Genomic DNA, 24,247 nt, shown 5'->3' with positions numbered 1-24,247 from the left:
ATTATTTTGAAAGTTGCCCCAAGATAAAAAGAATTCTGTTATCAGGGGTGTCTTTCGGCACTTCAATCAGGTCGTAGCCGTAATTTTTATAGGTTTCTGCCAAATGTCCCGATATCAGTTTTGCCTGTTCGTAGTTCTCATAGCGGGCATCGTCTGCGGTATAGATTTCTTCCCATGCAGGCAAAAAGAATACGCGGCTATATTTGTGCTCGCGGCAGGCATGGTCAAAAAAAGCAGGGTAGGAGTCGCCTATATAGTGCATATAAGCAAGTACATCGGGCAGCCCGCGGTCTATAAATACAATGTCAGATTCTTCAGTAAGGGCATTGTGGTATTGTTTCTTGCGGCCTTCCAGCAGCAATTCGCTAAACAGTAGGGGTTTTTCAAGAAAAAGCTGCTCGATGCCCTGCTTGCGTGCTTCAAGGGTCACCTCGCGCGAGATCTCGGGATAACAGGTGTATCCTTTTTCGGTCAGCTTCTCTATCAGGGTGGTCTTGCCAGAGCCCGGCCCGCCTATGATCACAACAATTTCCTTGCCCACTATTTTTTAAATAAGCGGCAAATTTACTCAAACAATACCGATTATAAAAAATGTTTCGCTATGAATTGCAGGAATTAACATCATTAGTTGTTTAATGCTTATAGTTTGCCTATCTAAGGCCATGAATAGATGTAGCTCTCAATCGGCATGAGTGTAGCTGCTCCCCTCTCCTTTGGAGAGGGGCGGGGGGTGAGGCCAAATAGCCTGGTAAATAATAAAACCCCAAAGATTCAAAAGAATCTTCGGGGTTTAAATTTTTCGCTATAAATAAAATATCAATGTTCCGGCGCTGTGCCCACTTCGATATATTTCTTGAAGTTCTCAATGTCGCTGTGCACCATCCTTTCAAATACAGGAGTCAGCAGCCCGGCAGCCAGCTCCCCGGCTTTCCCCAGCGGCGCATGATAGGATATTGTAACCTCTACATCGGTGCTGCTGCCATTGTCAGTAAACCTTACCTTCCCCGAATTATTTACAGTCGACCCCGGCATGGAGTGCCAGCTCAGTAATTGATTGGGTTCATCCATAAGTATCTCGGCTTTCCAGCTGATGGTGCCAAGGCCCCCGGGTATGCGGGCTTTCCATTCGGATTTGTAGTTGTCGATCACGGCAACACTGTGGAGGTGGCTCATGAATAATGGCAGGTTTTCCAGTTTCCTCCAGGCGTTATATACTTCAGATACCGGCTTGTTTACGGTCATTGAAGTAGTAATGGAAATATTGTTCCCCTGCAGCTTTCCTGTTTTTTCAATAAGGTCGTAAGCAGGGCAATAGCCGCTGATACCCCTGAAAAGCATTGTCCCCCCGGCAACGCCTTCCATCACTTTTTTGTTGTCTTTCTTTTTCAGGGCGCGGTATAGCAGGTAAGAACCTGCGGCAACCATCAGGATTCGCTCTGTGGTGCTTACGTTAACCCTAAGCCCCGGGATGATGCTTTTTTTATGTTTGTGCAGGTAGCTGTCTGCTTCTGCAGTATTGGAAACCGAAGCATAACGGTTAGGGTCGGTTCCCGATGGATCGTATTTGGAAAAGTTCTGTTTTGCGCCCGTGGCAGCAGGATTTTTTGTAGGTTCCATGACTATATTTTTTGAATTAGGTTTTTAATAAAATTAGTCATTAAACCGCTATGCCTCTTGTAATTATATGATAAAGTATTCTTAATGTTCTTATAAAACAGACTCGTATTTTTCTTATTAAAAAATTATATGCAGGCATACTTTATTAACCATACATTAAGGGTTAATCACAAAGTAATTGTAAATGTCCCGATAAGTTTTTCTCTGACTTTTTTAGTGGGTAATTTTACAACAGAAATGATAGGAAAACGATTTTGATGCAAGTTGAACCTTAAAATTTATGAGCTATGAAAACACTTATCCTCACACTATTATTTTCTCTCCCGGTGCTGGCGCAGCAAAATTTCAGGGCTGAGAATGGAGCTATAATCTGGGAAAAATCTTTTCCTGCAGGTAGTACTGATGTCGCAGCGCTTTTAGAGAGCCAGTCTGCTATTAAAGTAGACATTGCTATAGATAACCAGATTACAGGGATTGCAAAAGAACTGAAGATCGAAGGTGAAGGCGGTACAGCCCTTATGAAAAACAACTGCAACTTCGACTTTGCTGTTGCCCTGGAAGGCGACCACTATATCGTAAGGGTGACCAACCTGAAATTTCTTGAAAAGATAGGTCCCTTACAAATGCGGACCATGGTGAGCAGCTGGGAGAAATACTTTATGGATAACAGGAAAATAAGGCCTACCCCGATTACCCAGGGCAACCTTCAATATCTTGATGAATTCCTGAGCGGTGTCTTTTCTGGCACGATCATAACAAGCTCAGGTGCCATTACCGCAAACTAAAACAATTGCTATAAGATAAATAAATTGGTTGGAAAGCTCCCGGACGAAAGTTCGGGAGTTTTCTTATATATGCCATTCCCGTTCTGTCATTTCCAACCGGAGCGCACCGAAGTGTAGAAATTTCAAAAAGAAGTATCATAATGCAAAGTGTTTGGGCGTGCCATTCCTCTGCCGTCGGGCCATTGCTTCGCCAGTCCGGCTTGCAGCCTCGGGTCGCTATATCCCTCCGCAAACTCCGGGGATGCTGCCCTGCCTGCCGGCAGGCAGAGCCTGTCCCTCACGCTGAGATTGATAATAATGCAAGAGTAAGTAGTTTCGGGTGAAGCTCGGCATCAAATATTTCACGTAAAAATCAAGGAAGGATTCAGCTTTGGGAGAAGGAGAGCGATCCACGAGCGGCGCGCAGCAGGCCGCGGCTTGGGTCGCGATGCAAAAATCCTGACGTAGATTTTAAGTGAAATATTTGGCGCTTTGTCCCGATAGCTATCGGGATTGCTTCTTTTGTTTCAAGACAAAAGAAGAAGCATAATAAATAAATCCACAAAAAATGCCATCCCGAAAGATGGCATAAAAATCAATTAACCCTATATTTTTTATGAAGCTGCCAGTGGCATTACATAAATATGTTTTCGTTTTACTTCGCCGTCGGTGTCTTCCAGCACTTTTATGCCCAGCACTTCTACAGGCCTGTACAACGTAAAGTTATTTTCACTCAGGTATTCGGCTGCAACAACACTATAATCTTCAGGATGCAGCAGGATGGTATCGTTTTCTGTGAGATTGTTATCAAGTACAAATTCATGCACCGTCTCATAGCTTATTGGGTAACGCATCGGGAACTAATTGAATTTTACTTCAAGTACGTCGATTTCGTCTTCTTTCACTTCATCGTTATCATCGGCAATGATGTTGATGCCCGAAACACAAAGCGATTTTACTTTTTTCTTTCCGGAAGTAACAAGCTTATCGAAATTGGAAGGATGCAGCATTAGCATTACATTCTCGCTTAAGGCATTGGTAAGTATAAAATTCTTGATTGTGGCTAAGTCGATGTTCTTGTTCATAGTGATAGTGTTTGAAGGTTTAGTATTGCAAAGATGGCTCATAAACCTTTAAAGTTTTGGTAACGGAATGCCAATAAAAGATTAAATGTTTTAAGAAAATACTTAAGCTATTACGATTGAAAGTAAATTCCAATAAACAAATCACAAATTCCAAATCCCAATCTTACCTAGTAGCGCGAACCCCCGAAACCCTGACCAAAAAACCCGAAACTAAAGAACTACCACACTAATAGCTTCATAAAATAGTCCACGTCATTAGAGTAGGCCGCTTTAGCTACATTAATTCCAATGATCGTATATTTTTCATCTTCGTGGCCGCCTTCAATTTCAAAGCTGCCGCTCGCTTGGTGGGTTTCAAGGAAGGCATTGATGTCAATATCTTCGACTTCTTTTTTTGGAAGCAGCACAAAATAATCAATCACGGTATCAGCGCCTTTAAAATCGGCTTTGCCTTCAAAGTTTTTCAGTTCCTCAAAGGCATCTTTAGCGTATTGGTAATCCATCTTTAAATTTTTTATTGATTATTTTCTATTTTATTGGCCTTGCGATGCTTAATAAATGTCTGTATTTTAATTAACTACATAGATACATAGTTTTCATAGTAGCTAATTGTTGTTAAATGGGGACATATTTACACATAGTTAAGCGTAGCTTCATGCTCTGTGTCACTTAATTGAGTTTTATGATTTCCTTTTAAAAGCTATGTGCCTATGTGGTTAAATATTATTTTTTAAATGACAGTTACTGAGATTACATCCGAGTGAAGCTCAATCTGACCCGAGGGCAAAGCCCGAACTGGCGAGGCAATTCTACAATCTGAAATCTGAAATCACCTTGAGAGCCACTGGTACAGCCGCTCGGCATTCTCCTTTGTAAACAGGCCAGTTCCTTTGCTCATCGTAGCTGCCGATCCGCATGCCACACCCATCTTTGCCATCTCGCTCATGCTGCCGCCCTTTGCCAGGACAGAAACCATTCCCGCTACCATGCTGTCGCCTGCGCCAACGGTGCTCAGCTTTTTAACCGAAGGTGCCGGTACATGCAGATTTTCATCTTTGGTTACCAGGTAAGCGCCCTGCGGCCCCATCGAAACCACAACGATCTCGGCTTTGCCTTCGTCTATCAGTTGTTTTGCGGCTTCATCGGCGCTTTCGTTGTCGAGTTCTTCTTTTCCTGTAAGTTTGCTTAGCTCGCCCAGGTTAGGCTTCAGCAGGAAAACGCCTTCTTTAAGGATTTCCGTAAGCGCATCGCCCGAAGTATCGGCAACGACCTTTACATTTTTTGCCTTCAGCTCTTTCACCAGCCTGCTCAAAAATTGGGGTTCAATGCCTGGTGGCAGGCTCCCGCTGATTACTACGATCTCAGGGAAAGGGGAGACCCCTAAAATCGCAGCATGGATTTTTTCAGCTTCTTCTTCAACAATGGCTTCACCGGGCATGCCAAAGCGGTACTGGTCGTTGCTGGCGGTATCGACCACGATAAAATTTTCACGTGTTTCAGCCGAAACGGGCACAGGCTGTATGGCAACTTTTTCTTTTTCCAAAAGTTTCTCCAAAAGTTCCCCCGTGCGCCCTCCTGAAGGGAATAGTGCTGTAGAGCTGACGCCAAGCCGCGCCAGGCCGCGGGATACATTGATGCCACCACCGCCGGGCTCATATTTTGGCTGTGAGCAGCGCACTTTCTTTTCGGGTTTTATGCCTTCGGCCTCACAGCTTTTATCTACTGTCGGGTTGAGCGTTATAGTAAGGACGTGTTTTATCATGGTAAATGCCTGTACATTTGTTGTAAGCTAATATAACAAATATAAAGGCATTCCCACAATAATGATGTGTTAAATGGAGTGTATGTGTCCGGTAAATAAATGTCCTTAGCTCACGAACCTTTCCAGGATGCTGTATTCATTGCTAAGTTCAATGTAATAACAGCCCTGAGGTATCTCCACGTCAAAGCCGGATATCTGCTTATCGGTGAAGCCTCTTTGCTCAAGCTCTTTTTTTGTATGTAGCAGCACGGGCTCGTCGCCTACGTAATAAAGGTTATCGTCTGTCCTGTTTATCTCGGTGATAGGGCCGGAGATGCCGTAGTCCATTGAATTGTACAAAAGCTCTTTTTCCAATTCTTCATCAGAAAGGGCATCCAGCCAGGTTTTTAGGTCTTTCAGTTTCATTTTGCAAGAGTAATTAATTATTAAATATTTCCGGGGGCCGGTATCAATACTTTGTGGGGCAAAGAATTATGGATATAAATATATATAAAAATTTATTGTTAACATTGTTTTAACAGTAAATTTTTATAAAGCAGCACATTCCCTATTGATAAACAATAGTCCTGAAGGTGAGATTAATGCGTGGATGCTTTATTTTTACTGACTTTGGCAGGCTGTGGATCCAGTGTGTTTGGGTGCTCCCTTTCATTACCAAAAGGCTTCCGTTTTGTAATAATATGTCTCTTTTTTCTTTCGTTTGCCTGTGTTTGAAGCTGAATTTCCTTTCAGCCCCAAGGCTCAAAGAAGCGATCACGGTGTTTTTTCCGAGCGCTTTTTCATCATCGCTGTGCCAGGACATCCCTTCATTGCCATCGTGGTACAAATTGATTAGGCAGGAATTGAATATTGTTTCCGAAACTTTTTCAACTTCTTTTTTCAGTTCCAGCAACGCTGTCGTCCAGGGTAAAGCCTGCTTTGTGGTGTTGGAGTAAGTGTAGGCATAATCCTCGTCCCCATACCATGCCACTTTCCTTTTTGTAATGATCCTTTTGCCATAAATAATGGCCTCATCATGCTGCCACGGAATGGTTTCCAGCAACAGGGCGCAATATGCTCTTGCGGCATCAGCGGTGAGCACGGGGCCATAGTATATCGCTTCGCCATCATAGGGCAGGATGTTCGGGGTGTCGTTATTGCTAAATAAGTCCATTCTTAGTAAGGTTCTAATTTTTAAAAGCATTTTACCACATAGGCACATAGCTTAAAATTGCTTCTGAGCTTAGAAAACTGTTCTCAATATAGTCAAACATAGGAATGAAGCGTAGCTTCATACTATTGTGGACTTTATGCATGCCTCAATACTATGAAAGTCTATGTATCTATGTGGTTAAATAATTTTAGACGGTTTTAAAGATACTATATTCCTGCTTCATACAATGTCCGCAGGGCCTGTAATTGTGGTACAGGGCTTCGGCTTCATCGGTAAAGAAAACCCGGTTTTTCCGGAGCAGCTTTTTTCCGGAACGGCAATTGAGCTTCCCATAGATCCCGGCTTTGCTGTTGCCTGCAAAGGTAATTTGTTTCTTCCGTATCATCGCACGTAGCGCGATATCTGTTACGTGCAAATGCTGTAGCATGTTAGGAGATCGCATCATGGAAAATAATGCCAAGCGCCATCCTTTTGCCGTCATGCACTTCACTTACACCGTGCCTCATGTTTACGCGCCGGTAACCCTTACTGCCTTTCGCCCGCCTGAAGCTGGTCGTAAAGATAAGCAGGTCTCCCTTTTTAGGCTTCAGCACGATAGCTTTCGACTGCGCCCTCGGCACCTGCTCTGTAAGTACAAATTCCCCGCCTATATACTCGTCATCCGGTTCAGTTAGCATTATGACCGCCTGCATCGGGAAATAAACATCGCCATAAATATCCTGGTGCAGGGTGTTGAAACCTCCTTTACCGTACTTTAATATCAGTGGGGTTGGCTTCAGTTGGTTGTTGTCCCGGCATTGCTCGTGAAGTGCTGCTATAGTGTGGGGAAACACTGTGGGCATGCCCAGCGCCTGCATCCACAGGTTGGCCACCGGCGAAAGTTTTTTGTATAATGACTCCCTTAGTGTAACTATGATTTCCGGCAACGGGTAATTAAAGTACCGGTATTCGCCCAGGCCGTACTGGTGCCGCTCCATGACAACGGTTTTGCGGTATAGGGAGTGGTCACTGTAAAGACCCGCGATATCCGTGCATTCCTGTGCAGTCATGAGCCGCGGTATAATCGCGTAGCCTTTGTTGTTCAGGCTTTGGGTAATTTCGTCCCAGTCCTGTTGGTATATCCTGTCTGCTAAATCCATGATTATAATTGTGCTTTTGCGGCTTCCCAGCCAATCATTGCCCCTTTGCGGTTGGCGCCCCAGTGGTAGTTGCCCAAAATTCCGCTTGATTGTATTACCCTGTGGCAAGGTATGATATACGCTGCAGGATTATCGCCCACAGCCGATCCTACCGCCCGAGATGCTTTGGGCGACCCTATTGTCCCAGCCAGGCTGCCGTATGTAACCAGTTGGCCGGAGGGTATGCGCAATAGTGCTTCCCATACTTTTAATTGGAAAGGCGTTCCCTTTAGGTGCAGCCGTATTGCTTTTGAAGATGAGCTGTTGCTAAAAGCCTGCAATGCCTGCTGCTGCATTTCATCTGTTGTTTCGTTGTAAACTGCATTCGGGAATTTTCGCATCAATGTCCCAATCGCTTCATCCCTGTCATCGGCAAAGGCAAGGTGGCATATTCCTTTTGGGGTAGCTGCAGAAAGTACGGTGCCAAAAGGCGTTTTGGCAAAGCTGAAATTTATGGCAAGGTTTTCGCCGCCATTCTTATATTCGCCGGGTGTCATGCCTTCGAGGTTTACAAAAAGGTCGTGCAGCCGCCCGGTGCCTGAAAGGCCTGTTTCGTGCGCCGCTTCAAAAAGGGAAGCTTTGCCGCCCAGTACTTTTTTGGCATGTTCTACAGAGAGATATTGCACGAATTTTTTAGGGCTTACTCCGGCCCAGTCGGTAAAGAGCTTTTGGAAATGAAACGGGCTCAGGTGCACTTTTTCGGCAATTTCATCGAGGTCGGGTTGTTCTCTGAAGTTGTTTTTAAGATAGCCGATAGCCTCGGAGATCCTTTGGAAATTGATATTATCCTGATGGTCCATAATTTGTTCCTTTAATTACAGTACAAATCTAAAAAGGTAAATTTGCGCGTTCAACCCGATACTTGCTATGTTTGCTACCAGTGGTATCTTCAATAAAAATAAAACACCTGCGTTATAGAAAATAAATATAAAAGAAATTAAATTATCTAAGAACACACCCCTGGCCCCTCTCAAGAGGTGAAGAGCTTCACTCTCGCCGACAATAATTCCTAATTAGGGGAGTAAGTACGTCCGGGTGTTCCCCTCTTGAGAGGGGTTAGGGGTGTGTTAAATTTAGGATATCAATTTTAAAAGCAATTACTAACCAATGAAACCATTCGATCTCAAACATACAGTTTTTCATATATTAGTTGCATTGTATTTTATCTGGGCTTTTGTGTTTGCCGTATTACTGGCAATGGCCATCAGCAATACGCTTAATGCACACAACCCTGCATTGAATAGTATATTTCCCCTCTGGATACTTGTGAACCTCGTAACGGGGTCTGCGCTCTTTATCGTGATACGGCTTTTCCGGAGTAAGGAAATTATCGGCAAAGCGGTGAGGTACTCTTACATTGCGCTGGCCGCGGGCGCTATAGGCATCATGCTGTTTGTGGGGATAAAAGCATAAAAAAACCGCTGAATGAAGAACAGCGGTTTTAAAAAAATAACCAAATTTATAACCTAAACCTATATACTATAGATACGTAAAAAAGAAAAGGTTGCGTAATGCCTTACATTTATTTTTGTTTATTTTTTTGCCACGAATTACACGGATTATCACAAATTTTTAAATAGGCAATTCAATTGAATAGATGCACTATTTAATTACTGTATTTTCAGATGCCGTCATTTTCGATGTAAAGAGCAATTTTATGAAATTAGGGAAGATTGCTTCGATTAGGTAGGATAGAATTTGTGATAATTTGTGTAATTCGTGGCTTAATTTTTTATAATGCAATACGGTGTTTTTTGGCGAAGTTAAAAGCGGATGATGTATATTTGCGTTTATTTTATTACGAATGGATAAGAAAACCGAAGAATTTTATGCAAGGCTGAAAGAAGAGCTTGCTGGCTCTGCCGACTGGCCTGCCGAATACCTGTTCAAATTTATTGTGCCTTCTGAAGCCAATAAGATCCAGGAAATAGAAGACGCCTTTAACAACATGGGCGCAGTTATAGAAACTACACAATCTAAAACCGGAAAATATACAAGCGTTTCCATTAATGTAAAAATGGCGGGTGCGCAAGAGGTGATAGACAAATACATTGAGCTTTCAAATATTGAAGGCATTATTTCATTATAAAGAAACCCTACGCTAAATGCAATATAATTCTATAGAGGCAACCAATAACCTTGAGTACAATTCCGAAAGGGAGCACCTCATTATCCCCGAATATGGCCGCCACCTGCAAAAGCTCATACAGCAGGCAGTAGCGCTTGAGGACAGGGACGAGCGCAACAAGGCAGCGAAATATATCATATCGGTTATGGGAACCCTTAATCCGCACCTGCGCGATGTGCCCGATTTCCAGCACAAGCTTTGGGACCAGATATTCATCATGTCCGATTTTAAGCTGGATGTCGATTCGCCCTACCCAATACCATCGAGGGAAATGCTGCAGCAAAAGCCCGAGAGGCTGGAGTACCCGCAAAATTTTCCCAAGTACCGTTTTTATGGTAATAACATAAAGTACATGATTGATGTGGCGAACAAATGGGATGATGGCGAAATGAAAGATGCGCTCATCATTGTGATCGCCAACCACATGAAAAAATCATACCTGAGCTGGAACAAGGATACGGTAGTAGATGCCGTAATATTCGAGCACCTTTATGAGCTTTCAGGCGGAAAAATAAACCTAAGGCCGGGGGAGGATGAGCTTTCCAACGTGACCGACCTGATGAAGGTGAACAAGAAGCTAAGCAACAAGACCCAGTTTGGGAACCCGAAACAAAAAATGCAAAGGCCGGCCATGAACGGCAAAAGCAACCAAAATAATAACAAAAACAGAAAACAATAATTCCGGACCGCTGCATGGGAACATTTAAAATCGAAGGAGGCGCACAACTAAAAGGAGAGATCACGCCCCAGGGCGCAAAGAACGAAGCACTACAGGTACTGTGTACCGTATTGCTCACACCCGAAAAAGTAACGATTAGCAATATACCCGACATTATCGACGTAAACAAGCTGATCAACCTGCTGCGAAGCCTTGGCGTAAAAGTAGAAAAGCTGGCTCATGGTACCTATTCTTTCCAGGCCGATGAGGTGAACCTCAGCTACCTGGAAAGTGAAGCATTTAAAAAAGAAGGCGCGGCGCTCAGGGGATCTATTATGATCGTTGGCCCGCTGCTGGCCCGTTTCGGAAAAGGGTATATCCCAAAACCCGGCGGTGACAAAATTGGCCGCAGGAGGCTGGATACACACTTTGAGGGCTTTATAAACCTTGGTGCGAAATTCAGGTATAACGAAGAAGAAGCGTTTTATGGTGTTGAAGCCGAAAAGCTGAAAGGTACATACATGCTGCTTGACGAAGCATCGGTAACCGGGACGGCGAACATCGTTATGGCAGCCGTTCTTGCCGAAGGCAAAACAACAATATACAACGCAGCCTGTGAGCCTTACCTGCAGCAGCTTTGCAAAATGCTGAACAGCATGGGCGCTAAAATAACAGGCGTAGGATCTAACATGCTTGAGATAGAAGGCGTGGAAAGCCTTGGCGGATGTGAGCACCGTATCCTGCCCGATATGATCGAGATAGGCTCATGGATAGGGCTTGCCGCCATGACACAAAGCGAGATAACGATAAAAGACGTAAGCTGGGACAACCTTGGCGTAATACCGGGAACGTTCCGCAAGCTGGGGATTACCCTGGAGCGCAGGGGAGATGATATTTATATTCCTGCACATAAAGATGGCTATGAGATACAGAACTACATCGACGGTTCTATCCTTACCGTGGCCGATGCGCCATGGCCGGGCTTTACTCCCGACTTGCTAAGTATCGTCCTTGTAGTGGCCACCCAGGCGAGAGGCAGCGTACTGATACACCAGAAGATGTTCGAAAGCCGCCTTTTCTTTGTGGACAGGCTGATAGACATGGGTGCGAAGATCATGCTGTGCGACCCGCACAGGGCTGTAGTTATAGGACATGACTTCAAATTCCAGCTGAAAGGTATTGTAATGTCGTCCCCTGATATCAGGGCCGGTATATCAATGCTGATCGCGGCGCTTTCTGCCAAAGGTACCAGCACCATCCAGAACGGCGACCAGATAGACCGCGGTTACGAAAGGATCGACGAAAGGCTAAGGGCCATCGGTGCGAAAATAGAGAGGATAGACTAAGAGATTTTATATACAGGAAAGCCCGCAATTTTGTGGGCTTTTTTGCGTTAATTGCTGTACTCAATAAATCAATAACCAAACCAGTTTATTATGAAAAAATTCATCGCTGCATTGTCATTCGCCATCTGTTTGTCGGCCAATGCCCAAACGATCGAAAATGATAAGGATACTACTCCTTATATTACTGTTACAGGAACAGCCGAAAAAGAAGTCGTGCCGGATATAATTTATATCTCCATCACGTTGCAGGAAAAAGTCGTGAATAAAGCCAGTTATACCATAGCAGCACAGGAGGAGAAATTAAAAAAGTCGCTTCAGGCACTAGGTATTGACCTTAAAAACCTTTCACTTGCCGACGCAAGTTCAGAGATAATCAGTTACAAAAGAAAAGATAAAGGAGTCGAGGAGCGCCAGGAATATTCATTGAAAGTCAGTACAGCTACAGAAGTACGCAAGGTATTTGAAGCCCTGCACGATAACGATATTAAAGAAGCATCGATCGCTAAAGTTGACCATACACAGATGGATGCACTTCGTAAAGAGGTCCGTATCGATGCTATAAAAGCCGCAAAAGATAAGGCAACCTATTTATTGCAGGCGATAGGGGAGCAACCGGGTAAGCCATTGGTCATAACAGAAGAGCCGGATAATTCCTATTTACCACAAAATAGGATGTCAAATGTAACCTATCGATTGCAGGAAAGCAATACGGAAACCGACTTTAAGAAAATCAAGATCAAGTTTTCATATTACGTGAAGTATTCTATAAAATAACCGGTATTTCTCAAAATCGGGACCCGCAGTTTTGTGGGTCTTTTTCATTTATAATTTTCCTGGTGCTGAAATATATTTTATACTTTTAGTAAAAATCTTCAGATGGAAAATAAAATAACCTCTTATGATCAGATTTTAGAAGCCAACAAGCGCAGGAAGCGGAAAACGGCGATGATCGTTATACCAATAGTTGTAGCTGTTATTGCTTTAGTGGTCACAGGAATTTTTATGATAGCCTCATTTGTGAAAAATACCGATGCCTATAAGGCAGCTGTTGAGCATCTGGGCAACGATCCGGAGATACAGGCAGCTACAGGAGGAATAAACGATTACAGCGTATCGTCTTTCAATATCAAAACCGAGAATGGCCGCGGTGAAGCCACATTCGATATAACAGTTGAAGGGAAAAGCAATAACATCGACGTTTATATGGAATTAGAAAAAGAGCCTGATAACGATTGGAAAGTTATTAGTGTGGAGAAATAGTAAGGCCCGCAACCGCGGGCCTCATATTATATTTATTCATTCGCCAGCTCTATAGCTTTCTCCAGCACTTCATCTTTACCGGCCTTTATTCCGGCAATAGTGGGCAGCACCTGTACATCTACTTTTACCCCGCGGCGCTGCGTTTCGGTCCGGTCAGGATAAAATACACCAAGCCCGGTCATCCACGTCTCATAACCGCCAGGAAATGAAAATGGGGTTACATTGCCATCAGCCCCTGCAGTCTGGCTGCCGATAGTGGTCACATTATCACCCACCTGTAACGACATAGCGGTGAATTCCGCGTGGCTTTGCGTAGTCTCGTTTACAAGCACAATCACTTTACCTTTATAAGATCTCTTGTTTTTTCCTCTCGGACCAACATTATAGGAGTTCACCCATATATATTTGCCGGGATAGTTTACATCGGGCTTAATGAAGCTAACAAAATTCCTCGATTCGGGAAGCAGCCATTGGCCGAATGCATACATTGTGCCCTGTGGGTAATTTCGTATGTCAAAAATCACAGCTTTACAGCCTGACAGCTTTTTTATGGCGGCAGCAACATCCGATGTTTCAATGATGCCCATATTCACATATCCTATATTACCCTCCAGCACCTTGTATTTGTCTGCAGGCTTTTTTTCCTTCCCTTTAAACTCTTTCCTCATGTAGCGGGTTATCTCTTTGCGGGCGCTTTTTCCATCCCTTTCAAAGGTCACCTCCGCTTTATCGCTACTGCCGTTAAAGATGCTAAAGTACGCATCCCTTTTCTGTACTGCGGGATTAGAGGCAGGTATGTACCGGCTTTTTTCTTTCAGGATGTCATTTATCGCCACACCGTTCACATGGGTTATGGCATCGCCTATCCTCAGGTCGTCCTGTTTCGCTTTTTCCTCGTCGTAGAAACCGGTTATAACTGCCTTTCCGTCAATAATGCTGAAGGTAACCGGAGCCCAGTAAAATCCGAAATACTGGTTTGTAAGCTGCGTAACAAGGTAGCCGTGGCTGTCGTTTATCTTTGCTACGAGCTCCAGCATGGCAAGATGGTAGTGCTGCGCATCAGGGGCATCTTTAAATTTAGGTATCATTTCGGTGAGTACGTCATCCCATTTCTGGTCGGTCACATATTTGTAAGGGAAGAAATACTCTATGATATTCCAATACCTGAAAAGGCTCAGCAGCCTGTAGTTCTTTTCAGGATATTCAAAATCCTTGTACACCGGCTCATTCTTTATTTCAATGTTATCGGCTTTGCCCATACCGGCATAATAGCTTACACCCAAATGCCTGTTGGCCTCGATATATTTAAGTTTTGCGGTAAGCGCATCAGTAAAAACATGGGTATCCTGCATCCACGCCATACTAAAGTTCTTTTCGAATAATTCTTCTTTCGATGGCTTCCCGCATTTTTTGCATACAGGCACTTCACCCAGCCCGTCGATCCATTTTATGTAAACCTCGCTCAGCGCTTCTTTGGTTTGTACCTTTTCCACTTCGGGCAGGATATCAATGAGCTTCTGGTCCCAGTTGAATTTTCCTGCGGCTACCTGTGGGTGGTAATATTTCAGGAAGCCCCAGATGCGTGCTGTGGCTTCCAGTTTTTGGGTTTCAGTTACAGGCATATTTGCCAGTGCGGCCTGCATTATCAGTACTGACAGTAGTAAAAGAAATTTCCTCATAGTAATTTAGTTTTTTCGTTGGACGCTGTTAATCAATTTTGAAACGCTGGATTTGATCTGTGAAAAGCATCCCGACTGCACTCGATGTGACAACGGATGCCGATTTACAAACGTTAATAATTTTACGTCTGTCAGTTCGGGCGCAGTCGGGAATAATCAAAATGAAAACACAATGAAATCTGTAAAAAGTATTTAAAAACGCAATAGCTTTTTATAAAATATCAAGGAATTTCAATCCGAATATCACCCCGTCGGTAACAAAGCCGCTGCCGTTGTAGGCACGTACATAGTCGATACGCAGCACCCTGAACTTCCCGAAGCCCACGTTATCAAACCCGGCAGTAAACTCCTGGTACGGTTTGTTATCAGGTGTAGCGATGCCATGGTAGCCCACAACCAGGTTCCATTGCAGGTCGGCAAGAAGCGGTATCTTGTTCATCAGGTAGCCTTTGTCGTTGTGCTCAATGTGCGCTTCCAGGTAAGAATCATTGGTGCTGCGGCTGTAGTAGGGCAGGAGGTTAAAAACGTTCAGGTAAGCTTCCTGTGTCCCTACATGGGTCTGGTTGCCGTTAAAGTGCTTGTAATCCATAAAGGCGATATTATCGGCATTGAAGAATTTACCGCCTTTTACATTAAACCCGAATGTCCCTTTGTTGGCAAATGTTTCGCTGTACGATACCCTTGCGGCAATAAAGTCATATTCATAATCTTTCACGCTCGATGAGAACGCTTTTTCATACATGAACGATATGCCGGGATAGTTCACTTCCGTTACCGGTATCTTCCCGTCCGGGCGGCTGATGTACTTTTGCCCGAAGCGTATGTTACCACCGATGTTTACCTTATACAATTCGTGTTTTACGAACGGTGCGGTGGTATTATTTGTCGGGTCAAATGGGTTGTTGGAAGTATAATTATGATCGTTCTTTATCAGTACATAATCAGTATTGTTGAAAACCGGCCTGCGTCGGTCATATTCCACGGTACCTGTCATGGTAAGCCCGTTGAATATCCAGCGGCTCTGCGATACTTTCGCATAGGTCCTGTCGTACAACTTCATGTAGTTGTCCTTAAAAAACAGTGTGCTGATGCTGTTCAGTAATGGCGATATCGGCTCGGCGGGATTAAACTGGTTTATCGTATTACCCCCTGCGAAACTGAAAGTTCCCAGCTTCCATATCCTGGTACTGAAGCCGCCATGTGCCCGGAAACGGTCTTCGGCAAAGCCATAGTTCATTTCCGTCCACAGGGATATATTGCGTTTCTTTTCATTGTCGAAAGTGTAGAACGAAAATTTCGTATCGAAGTTCCAGCCCTGCACAGTATTGTATTTCGGTATCTGGAGTACACCGTCATAGCTAAAACGCGTTTTATGGTCGGCGGTATTGTAGTCGTAGCCCGACAATACATCGAATACCTTAAAGCGGTTTCGCTTGCTGTTTAGCGAATCCTTAGAGACCTTGCGCACTTCGGCAAGGCTGTCCTTTTTTATGTAATCGGTATACTCCTCGCCGGTAAGCGGTACGGGGCGAACGCCCGTCCAGTAGATCGAATCTTTTTTGTTGGAATCCTTCTCGAACGACACCAGCTCTTTCGTAAAGGTACCTTTCTCAAATTTGTCGTGAAATACATAATTGCTGTACACATGGGTCATCTTTCCTGTAAAGCCCACGCCGAACATCCCGGCCTTGATATCGAAGGTCTGTGAGTTTTTGGCCCAGATGCCGTTGGTCGAGTTGTAGCTGAAGTTCTGCTGCAGCGTAAGCACATCCAGTATGTTCTGGCGTATACGGTATCCTTTAATGTCGAGGTCGATAGCGTAGATCGCCCAGCTGTCGTCCACAATATAAATGTAGCCTTCGAACACCGGCTCTTTATCGCGGCGCGGTATTACCTTTATTTTGCTTATCTGGTTGTTGTTCTCGTCATAAAAGTTGCCTTCAAATTTATAGCGGTAGTAACCAAAAGCACCTTTGGCAATAGGCGATATCATGCTCACATCTTCCATATCCACATAATCCTCGTAGAAGTTGTAAAAAGTCCCGTTTGCCGTATTGTAGCTAAAACCGTTGTTGTCGCCGCTTATTTTGGAAGCAATTATTTTTTCCTTAAGGTTGTTTGGCTGCTCGAAGGTGATGTGCGATACGGTTTCGCTCAGGTAAATAATGCCGCTGCCGGTAGAATCGAGTATGGTTCCGGCATTATTAGCCTCTACTCGCACATTCATTCCCATAATACGCTTCGGTACATTCTTTACGCGGAAAATACCTTTCGAATAAAAGTCGGCTTCAAAGCGGCCTGTCTTTTCCGAATTTTCTTTTTTGTGTGCAATGGCCTGCCTGATAATGGCGTAAGCCGGATCTTCCCCTTTAGATATGGTAAGCTCCTTCATCTCGTAGCTTTCATCTTCCATCACGACATCCAGCATATGCGGGAAAGAGACAATGTTTACAGGGATCTTCTTTGTCTTGTAGCCGATCGACTGGAAAATGATAGTGTGTTTCCCCGTGGTTTTGAACGGGAGGTCAAACTGTCCGGCTTCATTAGCCGTAGTACCCGTATAAGTGTTTTCGATAGTGATGCTTACGAACGGTATCGCCTCGCCATTCGTTGTAGTGATCTTTCCTTTTATCTGCGCAAAAGATGCTAATCCGAACAAGAGGAAAAGGGTGGTAATAAATTTGTGCATGGTTTGTTGGTTATTGGTAGGTATTGGTTTTGAAAGGATAGACGGTTTTTACATAATAATGGTTGCATCAGGGTAAAAAAAATATCTTTGGGCACAGGAAAGATAACGGCGGTTAAGGGAGTTTCTTACAAATAAGGATAATTTTTTTACAGAAAGGGAGTTATTGGTATATGGGAGAAATGATTTTTGAATTCATCTTAGAGGTCTTTTTTAATGGGATTATCTCGTTTATTGATTTTCCGGGGGCATTATTCCATTGGCTCTTTCGCAAAAATAGCATGCCTTTTAAAGAGATAACAGAGCGTTATTTCGGCATAAACCTTTTAATCTCAATTTTGTTTTACGGCGCTATAACCATTATCGTTTTATAATAGAATCTGTGTCAATCCACCCAAATCTGTGTTATCCGCGTTCCTTTTTCCCTTACCTTTGGTTAAATACACCAAACAATGGACAATATAAAAGACCTCAGGCTGGCAGTACTCATAGATGCCGATAACGTGCCTTACTCCAATATAAGTGGTATGCTTGAGGAAATAGCCAAATACGGCACCCCCACATTCAAACGCATTTACAGCGACTGGACACGGCCTAATATGAACGGCTGGAAGAATGTGCTGCTGGAAAATGCCATCAGCCCTATACAGCAATACAGTTATACGTCAGGCAAAAATGCCAGCGACAGCGCGCTTATCATTGACGCTATGGATATTTTGTATTCCGGAAAGGTAGACGGCTTTTGCATCGTATCTTCCGACAGCGACTTTACCAGGCTGGCGCTCCGCCTGCGCGAAGAAGGGATGAAGGTAATTGGCATGGGCCAGAAGAAAACACCCGAGCCTTTTATAAAAGCGTGCGAAAAGTTTATTTACATCGAAATACTTCCTGGTGCCGCTGAAAGCCAAAAGGCCGAAAAGAAACCCGGAAGGCCTGCAAAAGGTGCAGCGATAGAGAAACACCATGTGGAGCATGTTGAAGCCGAAGCCGCAGAGACAAAGGAAACATTAAGTACCATTGACAACAGGCTGATAAGGCTGATCCGCAACAGCATAAACGACCTTGCCGACGAAACCGGGTGGGCATCCCTGGCCGATCTGGGCAACCACATGCTCAAAAAGCAACCCGACTTCGATGCCCGTAACTATGGCTTCCCAAAGATGCTGCCGCTTATAAAAAGCATCGACGATTTTATTGTAGATGAAAGGGAGACCGGCAAGAACAATATAAAACACGTATTCGTAAAGAATAATCATACGCATTTTTAGCATACCCATGAAGAAGATTACCGAAGCGATTGTACGCAAAGACACCACCATCCATAAAATTCAGTTTGATAAAGAATGGTTCTACTCCCTTGAAGATATGGAAGATTTCCTCAAAGAAAGCCTGGAAGGGGTGGAGTCTGTCACCCTGCCCATGGATATTTACGGCGAGATAATGGATATGAAATGCGCCACCTGGGAAGACATTGAGCGCTTCCGCCAAAAAGAGCCGCTGGAAGATTTCAGGGGAAGCGTGTTAAGGCGGAAGAAATAGTTGCCGGTTGATGGTTGTCAGTTGTCGGTAGTTATAATCGTATCATTATTTCGTTCCTTCTTTCGCCGCCTTTATTTCCTGTTCGCGTTCCACATACTGTGCGTGGGCCTTAGTCAGCCTTTTACGTATCTTTTCTTTAAGGTTGCGCGGGGCGAGCACTTTTACGCATTCGCCGAAACCCAAAATTTCTTTTTCCAGCTCAAAGTTCAGCACCACATCGATGCGAATGATAAGGCCATCTTCGTTATCTGATAACACCTGTTGCGAATGGTGCAAAGGCTTGGTGCGTACATAGGGCGCATTGGCACAGTCAAAATGCAGGATCACCCTTTGGCCCCGGTCGCGTTCCGATTTGGTTACGCCCAGCGTATCGCTGAAATAGCGGTTCCAGTCCACGCCGTAATGGTCCACATAGGCTTCTTTCGTTAGCGGATGGAATTCCACGATCCTGTCAAGCGCCAGGGTATAGAGGTGGGTATACTTCTTCATACGCGTGATCAGAAACCAGCGGTTGCGGTATTCCTTCAGCAGGTAAGGGTAGTAGATCTCCTTGCTGGGCTGGTGTGCCCGGAAGGACTGGTACTCTATAAGCAATGCCGTCTTGTTCAGTATCGCCTGGTACAGCGGGCTGATATGCTCTATGCCCTTCAGGTGCTTGTTGTCCTCAAACTGTATGTAGTCCTGTGTTTTCTTTTCGGTCTTGTTTACATTATTTTCCAGCTTGGCGATAAGCTCGCTCATCTCATCAAAATAGCTGAAGCCGTTCAGCTGCTTCAGGATGCTCACGATCTCCTTCATCTTGGCCATATCAGCATCGTTGATGGGGGAGTTGGTAATGCTATAAGCAGGGTCTTCGTAAGTATAGAATTTCCTGTCCGCAATGATTATCGGGGCATTATAGCCGAGCTTGTCGCTGCGCATCACCTGTATGTCGGCCTGTATAGTGCGGCGGCTCACACCCGTGGCAATGCCTTCATATTCATACAGCGCATCCGACACTTTTTCGATGAGGTCTTCCAGCGTCCATTTCCTGAAACGGTTTTTCAGGCATTCGTCTATCGTTTTGTAACGCAGCAGGGCAAGCTTATTGGTAGCCATAGGGGCGGGTTTGGTGTTTTTAAAGCAAATGTGCCTGCCAAATATAGCTTAAAAAATGAATTTGGTGCGCAATGTAGTTGCGTAGTAAAATTTTTATTCGGAAAAATTGTAATTATTATAGATTTAAAGTATTGAATATCAGTAGTAAATAAAATATTTTCAATTTTATTTTTACTGCGCATTTTCACTGCGCACAGGCACGCGCATCTTTGTAATGTCAGGATGAGACAACAACAGCATCCGGCAGAAAAGAAAAACAAAAGTATAATATTAAATCCGTAATCATGAAATTCAATTTTTTAAACAGGCAGAACAACGTAACGGTAAACCATGAAGGTGCAAAGGCGTACAGGCTGACCCCTGAGATGGAATTGTACACCGCTGTAGTAACTACAGGGCTGAATGATACGGCTTACGAACAGAGCAACCAGAGGCTGAAACGCATCACGGCGCTCATAGCACAATGTGACCCTGAATTTGTGGCGAGGCTTGCGGTATATGCAAGGGCGCAGATGAACTTAAGGTCGGTGCCATTGGTACTTTCGGTAGAGCTTGCCAAAAGCGTGTCGGGCAATACCGTGGTGAGCAGAGCCATAAGTAATGTTATACAGCGTGCCGATGAGATCACCGAGCTATTGGCCTACTACCAGGCGGCCAATGCACGTACCGGTACCAAAAAACTGAACAGGCTGTCCAAACAGGTGCAAAAAGGCCTTGTGGCATCGTTCAATAAATTCGACGAATACCAGTTTGCAAAATACAACAGGGATACCGATGTGAAGCTGCGTGATGCGCTCTTCCTGGTGCACCCAAAAGCGAAAGACGAAGCCCAGCAGGAGCTTTTCAATAAGATAGCCGCTGATAAACTGGCAACGCCCTACACGTGGGAAACCGAGCTTTCTGCACTTGGCAGGCAGAAATTTGCAACCGCTGCCGAAAAGAAACAGGCGGTTGCCGCTAAATGGGCCGAGCTTATAGCAAGTAAAAAAATAGGTTATATGGCCTTGATGCGTAACCTGAGGAGTATACTTGAAGCAGACGTTCCGGGCTATTGCATACAGATGGTGTGCGAGTACCTGTCGAATGAAAAGGCTGTGGCAGGCTCTAAGCAATTGCCGTTCCGTTTCCTTTCGGCCTACAGGGAACTTAAAGATTTACGTTCCGGCTACACGTCGGCAATTCTTGGCGCATTGGAAGATGCGGTAATGCAAAGCGCAAAGAACATTAAGGGCTTTGGTTACGATACTTCGGTAGTGATAGCGTGTGACGTGTCGGGCTCCATGCAGGTGCCGGTTTCGACGAGAAGCAGCGTGAAGCTGTACGACATCGGCCTTATGCTGGGTATGCTCCTTCAGTCGCAATGCAGGAATGTCACCACAGGTATGTTTGGCGACAGGTGGAAAGCCATCAACATGCCTTCGCGAAATGTGCTTTCCAACGTAATGGAGTACTACAGGAGGGAAGGTGAGGTAGGTTATGCTACCAACGGCTACCTTGTTATTGAAGACCTGATCGCCCAAAGGAAGAAAGTGGATAAAGTCATGCTTTTTACCGATGTGCAGATGTACGACAGCGGATTATTTGGCAACAGCGTGCAAAATTCATGGAAGCGTTATAAAGAAATGGCGCCCAATGCAAAACTGTACCTTTTCGACCTTGCAGGCCATGGCAATACGCCGCTGGACATCAGCAGGAACGATGTATACCTGATAGCGGGCTGGAGCGACAAGATATTCGACCTCCTTTATTCGCTTGAAAATGCAGGCAATGCGCTTGACGCCATTAAAGATATTGAGTTGTAATAAATCCTCCCGCAGCACACGCGTCCTGTGGGAGAACATAAAAAACATCAGGTGCCGTAGGAGAGGGTTACTTCGAATTGTGTCGTGGGTTCGAGTCCCATCGTTGCAGTGGCAATTGCAATGTAGCTGAGTTGGTAGAGCAAATGCCTTTTCCTGTCATTAGCCCTGAAAGCATAAACAATGGGTTCCTCCCGCAGTCCACGCGCCCTGCGGGAGCTCATTAGGAAAAATTATACAGGTGCCGTAGATAAGGGGTACTTCGTTTCAGGCGCCTTGGACACGGGTTCGAGTCCCGTCTTGCCGGGACAAAGGTTCCGGTGAGTAGCTCAGTTGGTTAGAGCAAGGATAGTCCCTTTTCGCCTGTCGCCCTGTTTTTAAAATACAGAAGCGCTCCCGTTGCCAGGCGGTGCGGGAGCTTATTAAAAAGAATTGAAAAATGGCAAGTGTCGTAGGACAGGGTTACTTCGAAATTGGTTACTACGGGTTCGAGTCCCGTCGTGCCTCAGGAAAGTGCGGCAAAGCAAACCCTTCCGCTTTTCACCTTGCCAGAGTATACAGGATGCCGTAGGTGCGGGTTACTTCGTCTCAACCCAGGGGAGGAATAGCGAAGCCGTTTTGTGCGGCAAGGCTATCCGGTTCGACTCCGGCCAGACACGCCCCGTTACCCACGCCGCATTTTGCTCCTGTTAAACATAAGGTGCCGTATTTGCCTGCGTTACTTCGTCCGGTTGTTTCGTCGGGTTCGATTCCCGAAAGTAATAAAGCGCCGGCATGCCATTGCCCTTATATAAGAGTGCCGTTATGCAACGTGTTACTTCGTCCAAAGAAATCAAAACACCTGCAGCCCATTGCCTCTTTTTATTTTATCATTAACCAAAAAATTATAAAAACACACTAACTTTAAAATACAAACCATTCGTTATGGAAACACAGATAACAGGAACCGATTTATTATCGGCAGGATATACAGAAACGCCAATCTTAGGCCTTGCGCTGAAGCTTGCCAATACGGCTTACAGCGGCCAGCCGAAAGAAGATGTAGTAGCGCTTTTCAAAAAAGTGAAAGGCTATCCTGAAAGCTTCCTGGATGATGAGGTGCTGGAACCCCTGGCAACTGCCATGATAGAAGAAGCCAATATACCAAAAGAAGATATTATACCCCTGATAGAAAACGCAAAGGAATATGCCGTTTACGGTGAGAAAAATATAGAGAAGGGCGCTTTGGATCAGATGAATATTGCGATGAGACTTCCGGTAACGGTTGCCGGGGCGCTGATGCCCGATGCACACCAGGGTTACGGGTTGCCGATAGGCGGGGTGCTAGCCACAAGGAATGCCATTATACCATACGGTGTAGGCGTGGATATAGGGTGCAGGATGGCGCTTTCGGTATATGATATCCCTGCGGAAGATTATATGCTAAACGAGTCGAAATACAAAAGGGAGCTTATCGCGCATACTAAATTTGGTGCAGGCCACGGTTACCACGGCCAGTATAAAGCCAGCCACGATGTAATAGACCGGGCAGAATTCGGGATGACGAAATTCATCAAGAACCTTCAGGATAAAGCATGGTCGCAGTTGGGAACATCCGGTGGAGGTAACCACTTTGTGGAGTTTGGTATCATCGAATTTGAAGAAAGGGATGAAGCACTTAATATTGATAAAGGACGGTATGTGGCATTACTGACCCACTCGGGTTCGAGGGGATTCGGTGCTACGGTAGCGGGGCATTACACCAGGCTGGCAAAAGACCTTTGCAAATTGCCTAAAGAAGCCGCCAACCTTGCCTATCTGGGCCTAGATACACAGGAAGGACAGGAGTACTGGATAGCCATGAACCTTGCCGGCGATTATGCTTCGGCATGCCACGAGGTGATCCATGATAAGATGGCGAAGGCTATTGGCGCACAGGTACTGGCGAAAGTGGAGAACCACCATAACTTTGCCTGGAAAGAAATGCACGAAGGTGAAGAAGTTATCGTGCATAGAAAAGGCGCTACCCCTGCCGGAAAAGGTGTAATGGGTATCATACCGGGCAGCATGACGGCGCCGGGATTCCTCGTGAGGGGTAAAGGCGAGGAAGCTGCCATCAACTCGGCATCGCACGGTGCGGGAAGGCAGATGAGCCGGACACAGGCCATAAAGAACATTACCAAAGCCGATATGAAGCAGGTGCTGAAAGACCACGGTGTAAACCTGATCGGTGCCGGAAGGGACGAAGCCCCAATGGCCTATAAGGATATCGATATGGTGATGGCTGCCCAGACCGGACTTGTAGATGTTGTCGCTAAATTCACACCCAAACTGGTACGAATGGCCGACGACGGAAGCAGGGAGGATTAAATTTTATCTTAGACCTGACAGGTTTTCAAAAACCTGTCAGGTCTTTTTGCGTAGTATTCACCATGAGTGTAGCTGCTCCCCTCTCCTTTGGAGAGGGGCCGGGGGTGAGGCCTGAAAACTGAGACTGAGACTGAGACTGAAAACTA

At 45.0% G+C, this 24,247-nt stretch carries 26 protein-coding genes; 11 read left to right on the top strand and 15 right to left on the bottom strand.

The features are described from left to right. Window position 1: 1 nt before the first annotated feature. Window positions 2-541 (bottom strand): AAA family ATPase, encoded by a 540-nt coding sequence (locus tag HYN59_RS00530; RefSeq protein WP_108776408.1) that lies wholly within the window; start codon window positions 539-541, stop codon window positions 2-4. Window positions 542-816: 275 nt separating this feature from the next. Further along, window positions 817-1,617: an SRPBCC family protein gene (locus HYN59_RS00525; RefSeq protein WP_108776407.1), complete on the bottom strand. Its 801-nt coding sequence runs from the start codon at window positions 1,615-1,617 to the stop codon at window positions 817-819. Window positions 1,618-1,904: 287 nt separating this feature from the next. On the opposite strand from HYN59_RS00525, the gene HYN59_RS00520 reads away from it, so the two are divergent. Continuing rightward, a complete protein-coding gene (locus HYN59_RS00520) occupies window positions 1,905-2,402 on the top strand; it encodes a hypothetical protein (protein ID WP_108776406.1) in 498 nt (165 codons plus the stop codon). Window positions 2,403-2,995: 593 nt separating this feature from the next. Here HYN59_RS00520 and HYN59_RS00515 read toward each other — a convergent pair. The 9 genes from HYN59_RS00515 to HYN59_RS00475 form a co-directional block, all read right to left on the bottom strand. After that, the gene (locus HYN59_RS00515; protein ID WP_108776405.1) at window positions 2,996-3,235 is read right to left on the bottom strand and encodes a hypothetical protein; all 240 of its coding nucleotides are present in this window, start codon (window positions 3,233-3,235) and stop codon (window positions 2,996-2,998) included. Window positions 3,236-3,241: 6 nt separating this feature from the next. Beyond that, complete coding sequence (locus HYN59_RS00510; RefSeq protein ID WP_108776404.1) at window positions 3,242-3,466, bottom strand: hypothetical protein; 225 nt, start codon at window positions 3,464-3,466, stop codon at window positions 3,242-3,244. 218 nt (window positions 3,467-3,684) lie between these two features. Continuing rightward, window positions 3,685-3,969 carry a hypothetical protein gene (locus HYN59_RS00505; protein ID WP_108776403.1) on the bottom strand — a complete coding sequence of 95 codons (285 nt, stop codon included), beginning with the start codon at window positions 3,967-3,969 and terminating at the stop codon, window positions 3,685-3,687. 326 nt (window positions 3,970-4,295) lie between these two features. Further along, window positions 4,296-5,228: a 1-phosphofructokinase family hexose kinase gene (locus HYN59_RS00500; protein ID WP_108776402.1), complete on the bottom strand. Its 933-nt coding sequence runs from the start codon at window positions 5,226-5,228 to the stop codon at window positions 4,296-4,298. Between the two features lie 105 nt (window positions 5,229-5,333). After that, window positions 5,334-5,633: a hypothetical protein gene (locus tag HYN59_RS00495; RefSeq protein WP_108776401.1), complete on the bottom strand. Its 300-nt coding sequence runs from the start codon at window positions 5,631-5,633 to the stop codon at window positions 5,334-5,336. A 142-nt stretch (window positions 5,634-5,775) separates the two neighbouring features. Further along, entirely contained in the window at window positions 5,776-6,381 is a 606-nt protein-coding gene (locus HYN59_RS00490; protein WP_108776400.1) for an alpha-ketoglutarate-dependent dioxygenase AlkB family protein, read from the bottom strand. 187 nt (window positions 6,382-6,568) lie between these two features. After that, complete coding sequence (locus tag HYN59_RS00485) at window positions 6,569-6,808, bottom strand: Ada metal-binding domain-containing protein (RefSeq protein ID WP_108776399.1); 240 nt, start codon at window positions 6,806-6,808, stop codon at window positions 6,569-6,571. A 1-nt stretch (window position 6,809) separates the two neighbouring features. Further along, on the bottom strand, window positions 6,810-7,520 hold the full coding sequence (locus HYN59_RS00480; protein ID WP_108776398.1) for a 2OG-Fe(II) oxygenase: 711 nt from the start codon (window positions 7,518-7,520) through the stop codon (window positions 6,810-6,812). 2 nt (window positions 7,521-7,522) lie between these two features. After that, window positions 7,523-8,359 carry a methylated-DNA--[protein]-cysteine S-methyltransferase gene (locus tag HYN59_RS00475; RefSeq protein ID WP_108776397.1) on the bottom strand — a complete coding sequence of 279 codons (837 nt, stop codon included), beginning with the start codon at window positions 8,357-8,359 and terminating at the stop codon, window positions 7,523-7,525. A 307-nt stretch (window positions 8,360-8,666) separates the two neighbouring features. Between HYN59_RS00475 and HYN59_RS00470 the strand changes: the two genes are divergently transcribed. The 6 genes from HYN59_RS00470 (at window position 8,667) to HYN59_RS00445 (ending at window position 12,951) form a co-directional block, all read left to right on the top strand. Next, window positions 8,667-8,972, top strand: coding sequence for a hypothetical protein (locus HYN59_RS00470; RefSeq protein ID WP_108776396.1), 306 nt, complete (start codon window positions 8,667-8,669; stop codon window positions 8,970-8,972). Window positions 8,973-9,363: 391 nt separating this feature from the next. Next, window positions 9,364-9,648, top strand: coding sequence for a DUF493 family protein (locus tag HYN59_RS00465; protein WP_108776395.1), 285 nt, complete (start codon window positions 9,364-9,366; stop codon window positions 9,646-9,648). A gap of 16 nt (window positions 9,649-9,664) precedes the next feature. Next, complete coding sequence (locus HYN59_RS00460; protein ID WP_108776394.1) at window positions 9,665-10,366, top strand: DUF4290 domain-containing protein; 702 nt, start codon at window positions 9,665-9,667, stop codon at window positions 10,364-10,366. 14 nt (window positions 10,367-10,380) lie between these two features. Next, complete coding sequence (gene murA / locus HYN59_RS00455; protein ID WP_108776393.1) at window positions 10,381-11,691, top strand: UDP-N-acetylglucosamine 1-carboxyvinyltransferase; 1,311 nt, start codon at window positions 10,381-10,383, stop codon at window positions 11,689-11,691. A 90-nt stretch (window positions 11,692-11,781) separates the two neighbouring features. Beyond that, entirely contained in the window at window positions 11,782-12,465 is a 684-nt protein-coding gene (locus tag HYN59_RS00450) for an SIMPL domain-containing protein (RefSeq protein WP_108776392.1), read from the top strand. A gap of 102 nt (window positions 12,466-12,567) precedes the next feature. Beyond that, window positions 12,568-12,951, top strand: a complete 384-nt coding sequence (locus HYN59_RS00445) for a cytochrome c oxidase assembly factor Coa1 family protein (RefSeq protein WP_108776391.1) — start codon at window positions 12,568-12,570, stop codon at window positions 12,949-12,951. 32 nt (window positions 12,952-12,983) lie between these two features. Here HYN59_RS00445 and HYN59_RS00440 read toward each other — a convergent pair whose 3' ends face one another. Beyond that, window positions 12,984-14,630 (bottom strand): S41 family peptidase, encoded by a 1,647-nt coding sequence (locus HYN59_RS00440; protein ID WP_108776390.1) that lies wholly within the window; start codon window positions 14,628-14,630, stop codon window positions 12,984-12,986. Window positions 14,631-14,841: 211 nt separating this feature from the next. After that, complete coding sequence (locus tag HYN59_RS00435; protein ID WP_108776389.1) at window positions 14,842-17,319, bottom strand: DUF5686 and carboxypeptidase regulatory-like domain-containing protein; 2,478 nt, start codon at window positions 17,317-17,319, stop codon at window positions 14,842-14,844. 449 nt (window positions 17,320-17,768) lie between these two features. Here HYN59_RS00435 and HYN59_RS00425 point away from each other — a divergent pair, with 449 nt between their 5' ends. Both HYN59_RS00425 and HYN59_RS00420 read left to right on the top strand, forming a co-directional pair. Further along, window positions 17,769-18,584: an NYN domain-containing protein gene (locus tag HYN59_RS00425; protein ID WP_108776387.1), complete on the top strand. Its 816-nt coding sequence runs from the start codon at window positions 17,769-17,771 to the stop codon at window positions 18,582-18,584. 7 nt (window positions 18,585-18,591) lie between these two features. Beyond that, window positions 18,592-18,855, top strand: a complete 264-nt coding sequence (locus HYN59_RS00420; protein ID WP_108776386.1) for a hypothetical protein — start codon at window positions 18,592-18,594, stop codon at window positions 18,853-18,855. Window positions 18,856-18,900: 45 nt separating this feature from the next. Here the strand turns inward: HYN59_RS00420 and HYN59_RS00415 are convergent, their stop codons facing one another. Then, complete coding sequence (locus tag HYN59_RS00415) at window positions 18,901-19,953, bottom strand: helix-turn-helix transcriptional regulator (RefSeq protein WP_108776385.1); 1,053 nt, start codon at window positions 19,951-19,953, stop codon at window positions 18,901-18,903. Between the two features lie 284 nt (window positions 19,954-20,237). On the opposite strand from HYN59_RS00415, the gene HYN59_RS00410 reads away from it, so the two are divergent. After that, window positions 20,238-21,755: a TROVE domain-containing protein gene (locus HYN59_RS00410; protein ID WP_108776384.1), complete on the top strand. Its 1,518-nt coding sequence runs from the start codon at window positions 20,238-20,240 to the stop codon at window positions 21,753-21,755. Between the two features lie 47 nt (window positions 21,756-21,802). On the opposite strand, the gene HYN59_RS18005 is transcribed toward HYN59_RS00410, so the two are convergent. Further along, on the bottom strand, window positions 21,803-21,976 hold the full coding sequence (locus HYN59_RS18005) for a hypothetical protein (RefSeq protein ID WP_181369481.1): 174 nt from the start codon (window positions 21,974-21,976) through the stop codon (window positions 21,803-21,805). 700 nt (window positions 21,977-22,676) lie between these two features. Here HYN59_RS18005 and HYN59_RS00405 point away from each other — a divergent pair. Next, window positions 22,677-24,101, top strand: a complete 1,425-nt coding sequence (locus HYN59_RS00405) for an RtcB family protein (protein ID WP_108776383.1) — start codon at window positions 22,677-22,679, stop codon at window positions 24,099-24,101. The last annotated feature ends 146 nt before the right edge of the window (window positions 24,102-24,247 follow it).

Source organism: Flavobacterium album (assembly GCF_003096035.1).
GTDB classification, from domain to species: domain Bacteria; phylum Bacteroidota; class Bacteroidia; order Flavobacteriales; family Flavobacteriaceae; genus Flavobacterium; species Flavobacterium album.
This window is presented reverse-complemented; position numbering and strand designations above follow the sequence as displayed.